This is a genomic window from Streptomyces sp. NRRL S-37, assembly GCF_000721605.1.
In the GTDB taxonomy this organism is placed as follows: Bacteria; Actinomycetota; Actinomycetes; order Streptomycetales; family Streptomycetaceae; genus Streptomyces.
The window spans coordinates 1-7387 of the sequence record NZ_JOIZ01000052.1 but is presented as its reverse complement, the minus strand read 5'-3'; the positions used below and the strand labels follow the sequence as shown (position 1 = coordinate 7387).

Genomic DNA, 7387 nt, shown 5'->3' with positions numbered 1-7387 from the left:
CGATGGTACTGCAGGGGGGACCCTGTGGGAGAGTAGGACGCCGCCGAACAAATAGTGAGAAAACCCCCGTGCCCTTCGGCACGGGGGTTTTCTGCGTTTAGGGTCAGAGTATGCGCTATGACCTGGTCCTCTTCGACAATGACGGCGTTCTCGTCGACAGTGAGCCGATCTCCAACCGGCTCCTGGCCGCCTATCTCACCGAGCTCGGCCACCCGACCTCGTACGAGGACTCCATCCGTGACTACATGGGCTCCGCCATGCACCGCGTGCACGATCTCGTCGAGGAGCGGACCGGGCAGCGGTTGCCGGCGGACTTCGACGACGTGTTCCACGCCCGGGTCTTCGCCGCGTTCGAGCGGGAGTTGAAGCCGGTGGCCGGCGTCATGGACGTACTCGAGAAGCTGGCCGCCGACGGGGTGCCGTACTGCGTGGCCTCGTCCGGGAGCCATGAGCGGATCCGGGTGGGGCACCGCACGACGGGGCTCGACCGGTGGTTCGACGACGAGCGGATCTTCAGCTCGCAGGATGTGGGGCGGGGAAAGCCGGCGCCGGACCTCTTCCTGTACGCGGCCGGGCGGATGGGCGTGGCGCCCGAACGGTGCGTGGTCGTCGAGGACAGTCCGCTGGGCGTCCAGGCGGCGGTCGCGGCCGGGATGGACGTGTACGGGTTCACCGCGATGACGCCCGCCGGGAAGCTCTCCGGGGTCACCGGACTCTTCGAGGACATGCGGGAGTTGGCCGCACTGCTCGACGGGGATCCGAGCGGAAACTGAGCACAACTCATCTTTGACCGGATCTACCCACCGGTACCCCCGAGCCCTACGCTCGCCGCCATGACTGATGTGCTGCGGCGCGGCAGGGCCTCGCTGGCGTTCGGCTTCCTCGTGCAGGGCGTCGCCTTCGCTCTGCTCGTGACGCGGATCCCGGCCGTTCAGGACCGGTACGGGGTCTCCGACGCGCTGCTGCCGGTCTTCCTCGCCGCCGTGCCGATCCTGGCCGGCGTCGGGAGCGTCACCACGGAGCGGCTGGTGAGGCGGGTGCCGCCGAGCCGGGTGTTGCGGTGGTCGCAGCCGGTGGTGCTGCTGGCCCTCCTGGGTGTCGGAGCGGGCGGGCACATGGCGGGGCTCGGCGTGGCGCTGGCCGCGTTCGGGCTGGCCGTGGGTGCGCTGGACGCGTCGATGAACATGCTCGGGGTGAGTCTGCAGCGGGCGTACGGGCGCAGCATCATGCTGAGCTTTCACGCCGCCTACAGTGCGGGCGGGATCGTCGGGGCGTCGCTCGCGTGGGCGGGGGCGCACTGGGGCCTGGCGTTGTGGGTGTCGTATCTGCCGGTGGTGCTGGTGCTGCTGCCGGCCGCGCTGGTCGGCAGCCGGTGGTACGTCGACGGGGGTGAGGAGCGGGCGGTCCCGGAGAGCACGGGGGGCGGGCGCACAGTCGGCGGCCTCGCGTGGTTGTTGCCGCTGTGCCTGGTGATGACGGTGGCGTACATCGGGGACTCGACGGTCTCCAACTGGAGCGCGAAGTACCTCCAGGACGTGCTGGGGAGTTCGGAGCAGCTCGCGACCGTTCCGTACAACGTCTACATGGTCACCACGCTGCTGGGGCGGGCGATCGGGGACGTCGGGGTGCGGCGGTTCGGGGCCGTGGCGGTGGTGCGGGCGGGGGCGCTGGTGGCGGCGGTGGGGTTCGCGGTGGTGGCCGGGGCGCCCGGCGCGTGGGTGGGGATGCTGGGGTTCACGCTGCTGGGGCTCGGGCTGTGTGTGCTGGTGCCGCAGACCTTCGCGGCGGCGGGACGGCGGGCTGTCGAGCGTGGTGGGCCCGGGGCCTCGGACGCGGCCGTGGCGCGGCTCAATGTCTTCAATTATGTGGGCTTCCTGATCGGTTCGCCGCTGGTCGGGGCGCTCGGCGACGCCTGGAGCTACCGCGGGGCGATGCTTGTGCCGATGGTGTTGGTGCTGGTGACGCTCGTGTACGCCAGGTCGTTCGCCGTCGAACCGGACCGATACGGTGGCGGGCATGAGCGGGCGCGTACAGCTGATGTGGGACGAGGCAGTGACGGGCTATGACTTCGGCCGGGACCATCCGATGGACCCGGTCCGGCTGGCGCTGACCCGGAGTCTGGTCGGTGCCCTGGGGCTCGACCGTGAGGTGGAGGTGGTCGCCGCGAAGGCGGCCGGGGAGTCGACGCTGCGGCTCGTCCACCGGGAGGACTACATCGGGGCGGTGCGGGCCGCGTCGGCCGATCCGGCGGCGGCGGACCAGTCGTACGGGCTGGGGACGACGGACGATCCCGCGTTCGCCGGGATGCACGAGGTGTCGGCGCTGATCGCGGGGCAGTCCGTGGGCGCGGCGGAGGCGGTGTGGCGCGGGGACGCGTCGCACGCGGTGAACTTCGCGGGCGGGCTGCACCACGCCATGCCGGGCGCGGCCTCCGGCTTCTGCGTGTACAACGACGCCGCGCTGGCGATCGCCCGGCTGCTGGAGCTGGGTGCGGAGCGGGTCGCGTACGTCGACGTCGACGTGCACCACGGGGACGGGGTGCAGGCGGCGTTCTGGGAGGACCCGCGGGTGCTGACGGTCTCGCTGCACGAGCATCCGCGGACGCTGTTCCCGCAGACCGGGTGGCCGGAGGAGACGGGGGCGGCCGGTGCGGAGGGCGGCGCGGTCAACGTGGCGCTGCCGGCCGGGACCGGGGACGCGGGGTGGCTGCGGGCGTTCCACTCCGTCGTGCCGGAGCTGATCGCGGACTTCCGGCCGCAGGTGCTGGTGACGCAGCACGGGGCCGACACGCACTTCGAGGATCCGCTGGCGCATCTGGCGGTGTCGCTGGACGCGCAGCGGGCGGTGCAGGTGGCGTGCCACGAGCTGGCGCACGCGTACGCGGACGGGCGGTGGGTGGCGCTGGGCGGTGGCGGTTACGCGGTGGTGGAGGTCGTACCGCGGTCCTGGACCCATCTGGTGGGTATCGCGGCCGGGCGGCCGGTGGAGCCCACGACGATGATCCCCGAGGGCTGGCGGCAGGAGGTGTACGCCCGGACCCGGCAGCCGGCGCCCCGGCGGATGACGGACGGGCGGTGGCCGGTCTCCTGGGCCGCGTGGGACGAGGGGTACGACCCGGCGGACCGTCTGGACCAGGCGATCCTGGCGACGCGGCGCGCGGCGTTCCCGCTGCGGGGGCTGCTGGCCTGACGCCCGTACGGCCGTACGGGCGTTCCGTTACGCCGACCGTGCGGTGTTCTACGCCGACCGTGCGGTGTTCCGCGGTTCCGTACGCACCCCGCCCGCGCATCCCGCACCATCGCTACCGTGCAGACCACCGCCGAGCTTCGTGCGCATCTCCTCGCCGCCCGGCTCGCCGGGGTCGTGGGCACCACGCGGGAGGAGAGCCTGCGGAGCTACCGGCTGTTCGCCGCCCGGGACCCGCGTCTGATGATCGGACTGGATCCCGAACGGGTATGGGGTGAGCGGGAATTGCTCGCCCTGATGGCGGACCGGTGCGGGGTTTCGGCTGATCCCGCGCACACCTCCGGCCATGATGTGATCGACCCCGGGCGGACCCTGGCCGCCCTGGACGCTCTCGCCGAGCGGCTGGCGGTCGCTGCGGAGCGTGGCGGGCCGGTGCTGCTCGGCACCGGTCATCCGCACCGGCTGCTCGGTTTCTACGCCGTTCTGGCAGACGCGTTGTCGGCGGCGGGATGTGCCGTCCTCACCCCCGCGCAGGGTCGCTGTGTCGACATAACGACCCGGTTCGGTCTACGCACGCACAACCTCGACTACGTGCGAGGGGTCGGGCTCGTCCGGAGCGCGACCGCGCGGCGCCCCGGTTGTGAGCCGGGCGCACACACGCACTCCCCCCTCCCGGTTCGGACCGTTCTCGCCGCGGCGGCCGACGCCGGCGGACCGCTTCCGGAGTTGGTGATCGGAGACCACGGCTGGGTCTGCGGTGCAGGTCAGCTGGGGTTCGAGGCCGTCGGGCCGGCCGATGTGAACGATCCCGCGCCGTTCGTCGGCGAGGCCGAGGGGACCGTGTCCCTCGTCGTTCCACTTGATGACGGTGTGCGGTCCGATCACTACCTGCCGCTGGCCCGCTACGTACTCAATCGAGCGTGTCTGTCACAGTAGGCCGCCGATGGGTGCACCTCTTCCCCACTCGCATCACCCGCCCCTACATTGGGGAGTGAGCACGCAACGACGAAGAGTCACCGGAAGGGGAAGCCGGTGGCCGTCGAGTGCGGAAGGTTCAGGTGTGTCATGGCTGCAGCTGGCGAGAGGCCTCTGAACGAGGTTCAGTTCCTTACCGTGGCGGAAGTCGCCTCGGTGATGCGAGTGTCGAAGATGACCGTGTACCGGCTGGTGCACAGTGGTCATCTGCCCGCGATCCGGGTGGGGCGGTCCTTCCGCGTCCCGGAGCAAGCGGTTCACGAGTACCTCCGCGAGAGCTATGTGGGGGTGGAAACCGCCTGACGGCGATCCGGGGAGGTCCGTACCGGGCACTCATGGGCCTCCCCGGTCACCTCGATTACGGTCTCAGCGCTCGGGCGGGTAGGCTAGCCCCTCGTAGGTCGTGTGGGCCCATGGCGCCCAAACACCGAGTGATGAGAAGTGAGCGAGGGTAGTCGTGGGCTCTGTTATCAAGAAGCGGCGCAAGCGGATGGCCAAGAAGAAGCACCGCAAGCTGCTCAAGCGCACGCGCGTCCAGCGTCGCAACAAGAAGTAAGCGACCGCGCGAGAGCGTGTCCAGTGGCCCCCCACCGCACTCCGGTGGGGGGCCACTGCCGTTCGTACGTCCGGGGCACTCGCCTCGTACGGACGGGTCCGTCGTCACTTCAAGCATCCGGTGGACACCACAGAGCGACGGCGACCCGGTAGGTTGGCCGTCGGGAGCAGGGCGAGAGGAAGGCGCTGATCTTGGGAAAGGTCGTGCTCGTGACCGGGGTGGCCCGTCAGCTGGGGGGCCGTTTCGTCCGGCGGATCCTGCGCGATCCGGAGGTGGACCGGGTCGTCGGCGTGGACGCGGTCCCGCCCGAGCACCACCTGGGCGGCGCCGACTTCGTCCAGGCGGACATCCGCCAGCCCACCGTGGCGCGGGTGCTGGCCGAGTCGGGCGCCGACACGGTCGTCCACCTCGACGTGACCGGCACGCCGCTCGGCAGCGGCGGCCGGGCCGCGATGAAGGAGACCAACGTCATCGGCACCATGCAGCTCCTCGGTGCCTGCCAGAAGTCCCCGAACATCAAGCGGCTGGTCGTGAAGTCCAGCACGAACGTCTACGGTTCCGCGCCCCGCGATCCGGCGGTGTTCACCGAGTCGACCCCGCCCAAGTCGCTGCCCAGCGGTGGCTTCGCGAAGGACACGGTCGAGGTCGAGGGGTATGTGCGCGGCTTCGCGCGGCGCCGTCCGGACGTCGCCGTGTGCGTGCTGCGGTTCGCCAACATCCTGGGCCCGGCCGCGGACAGCCCGCTCGCCTCGTACTTCTCGCTGCCGGTGCTGCCGACCGTGTTCGGCTACGACCCGCGGCTGCAGTTCGTGCACGAGGACGACGTCGTCGAGGTGCTGCGGATCGGCTCGCACGAACCGCGGCGCTCCACGCTCAACAGCGGGACCTTCAACATCGCCGGCGACGGTGTGCTGCTGCTCTCGCAGTGCGCGCGGCGGCTGGGCCGGCCGACCGTGCCGCTGCTGCTTCCCGCGGTCACCTGGGCGGGCTCGCTGGTGCGTACGCTGGGGATGACGGACTTCTCGCCCGAGCAGATCCGGCTGCTCACGCACGGGCGGGTGGTGGCGACGGACCAGATGCGGGAGACGCTGGGTTTCACCCCGAAGTACTCGACTGCTGAAACGTTTGCGGACTTCGTGCGCAGTCGCGGTCCCGGGCTGCTTCCGCCGGAGAGGCTCGCGAGGGCCGTCGACCGGATCGCCGCGCTGCCCCTGCCGGGCAGCGGTCACCCCCCGACGCAGAGCGCCAACTGAGGAGCGCAGCAACGATGGCGGACGCCAAGGTCATTCCGTTCGACGACGACCACCGCTCGCGTGGGGGTGCCGCACAGCGCCCGTCGCGCCGCCGGGGCGCGGGGAGCCGCCGCCAGGGCGGCGCGCGGCCCGCGGCGGTCGGGGAGGTCCAGCCACTGCCGGGTGTGGCGTCCGTGCAGGATGATGATCCGGTGACCGGTGAGGACGAGCAGCCCCAGGAGCCGGCCGTGGAGGCCGCCGAGGCCGCCGCCGAGGCCGCCGCCGAGGCCGTGGAAGGTGTCGGCGACGGCGCCGGTGGCCTGGAGCGGCGGGTGGCGAGCGGGCTGGCGTTTCTGCGCCGCCGGCTCACCGGGGACTACGACGTCGACGACTTCGGCTACGACGAGGAGCTCACCGACCAGGTCCTGATGTCCCTGCTGCGGCCGGTGTACGAGAAGTACTTCCGGGTCGAGGTGAAGGGCATCGGGAACATCCCCTCGGAGGGTGGCGCGCTGATCGTCGCCAACCACTCGGGGACGGTGCCGGTGGACGCCCTGATGATGCAGGTCGCCGTCCACGACCACCATCCGGCAGGCCGTCATCTGCGGCTGCTCGCGGCGGACCTGGTGTTCATGCTGCCCGTGGTCAACGAACTCGCCCGCAAGCTCGGGCACACCCTGGCGTGCGCGGAGGACGCCGAGCAGCTGCTCGGGCAGGGGGAGCTGGTGGGGGTGATGCCGGAGGGGTTCAAGGGCATCGGGAAGCCGTTCGGCGAGCGGTACAAGTTGCAGCGGTTCGGGCGTGGGGGGTTCGTCTCGACGGCGCTGCGGCAGGGCGTCCCGATCGTCCCGTGCTCGATCGTCGGGGCGGAGGAGATCTACCCGATGATCGGCAACGCGAAGACGCTGGCGCGGGTGCTGGGCTTTCCGTACTTTCCGCTGACGCCGACGTTTCCGTGGCTGGGGCCGCTGGGGGCGATTCCGCTGCCGACGAAGTGGACGATTCAGTTCGGTGAGCCGATTCCGACGGACGGGTATCCGCTGGAGGCGGCGGACGATCCGATGCTGATGTTCAATCTGACCGATCAGGTTCGGGAGCAGATTCAGCACACGCTGTACAAATTGCTGGTGCAGCGCAGGTCGGTCTTCTTCTGAGGGGCCCCTTCGACCCCGGGGCGCCGGGCGCGGGTGAGCTCGGTGCGGTGGGTGGTGCGGCGGGTGCGGGCCGGTTGTGGTGGTTCGCGCAGTTCTCCGCGCCCCTGAGACGCGCAGTTCCCCGCGCCCCTGAGGCGTGCGGTTCCCCGCGCCCCTGGAGGGGTGTGGGGAACCGCGTGTCCTGTCCTACTCGGTGTCCTCGCCGTCGATGCCCAGGCCCGGGACTGTCTCTTATACACATCTGACGCTGCCGACGATACTCCTTGTGTAGATCTCGGTGGTCG

8 protein-coding genes are annotated in these 7387 nt (G+C 70.9%); all 8 read left to right on the top strand.

Annotation, left to right across the window (positions count from 1 at the left end; all coding sequences use genetic code 11):
- The first annotated feature begins 110 nt into the window (after positions 1-110).
- The 8 genes from IH50_RS0136535 (at position 111) to IH50_RS0136500 (ending at position 7103) form a co-directional block, all read left to right on the top strand.
- Positions 111-773 (top strand): HAD family hydrolase, encoded by a 663-nt coding sequence (locus IH50_RS0136535; RefSeq protein WP_030872793.1) that lies wholly within the window; start codon positions 111-113, stop codon positions 771-773.
- Positions 774-833: 60 nt separating this feature from the next.
- Positions 834-2066, top strand: coding sequence for an MFS transporter (locus tag IH50_RS0136530; RefSeq protein ID WP_030872791.1), 1233 nt, complete (start codon positions 834-836; stop codon positions 2064-2066).
- Positions 2017-3189, top strand: coding sequence for an acetoin utilization protein AcuC (locus IH50_RS0136525; RefSeq protein WP_030872788.1), 1173 nt, complete (start codon positions 2017-2019; stop codon positions 3187-3189). The genes IH50_RS0136530 and IH50_RS0136525 overlap by 50 nt, the downstream gene beginning before the upstream one ends.
- Before the next feature lie 117 nt (positions 3190-3306).
- Complete coding sequence (locus IH50_RS0136520) at positions 3307-4122, top strand: phosphatase (RefSeq protein ID WP_030872785.1); 816 nt, start codon at positions 3307-3309, stop codon at positions 4120-4122.
- 129 nt (positions 4123-4251) lie between these two features.
- Positions 4252-4464, top strand: coding sequence for a helix-turn-helix domain-containing protein (locus IH50_RS0136515; RefSeq protein WP_004984898.1), 213 nt, complete (start codon positions 4252-4254; stop codon positions 4462-4464).
- A gap of 154 nt (positions 4465-4618) precedes the next feature.
- Positions 4619-4717 carry a 30S ribosomal protein bS22 gene (locus tag IH50_RS40540; RefSeq protein ID WP_003948845.1) on the top strand — a complete coding sequence of 33 codons (99 nt, stop codon included), beginning with the start codon at positions 4619-4621 and terminating at the stop codon, positions 4715-4717.
- A 191-nt stretch (positions 4718-4908) separates the two neighbouring features.
- Positions 4909-5970 (top strand): NAD-dependent epimerase/dehydratase family protein, encoded by a 1062-nt coding sequence (locus tag IH50_RS0136505; protein WP_030872782.1) that lies wholly within the window; start codon positions 4909-4911, stop codon positions 5968-5970.
- Between the two features lie 14 nt (positions 5971-5984).
- The gene (locus tag IH50_RS0136500; protein WP_030872779.1) at positions 5985-7103 is read left to right on the top strand and encodes a lysophospholipid acyltransferase family protein; all 1119 of its coding nucleotides are present in this window, start codon (positions 5985-5987) and stop codon (positions 7101-7103) included.
- The last annotated feature ends 284 nt before the right edge of the window (positions 7104-7387 follow it).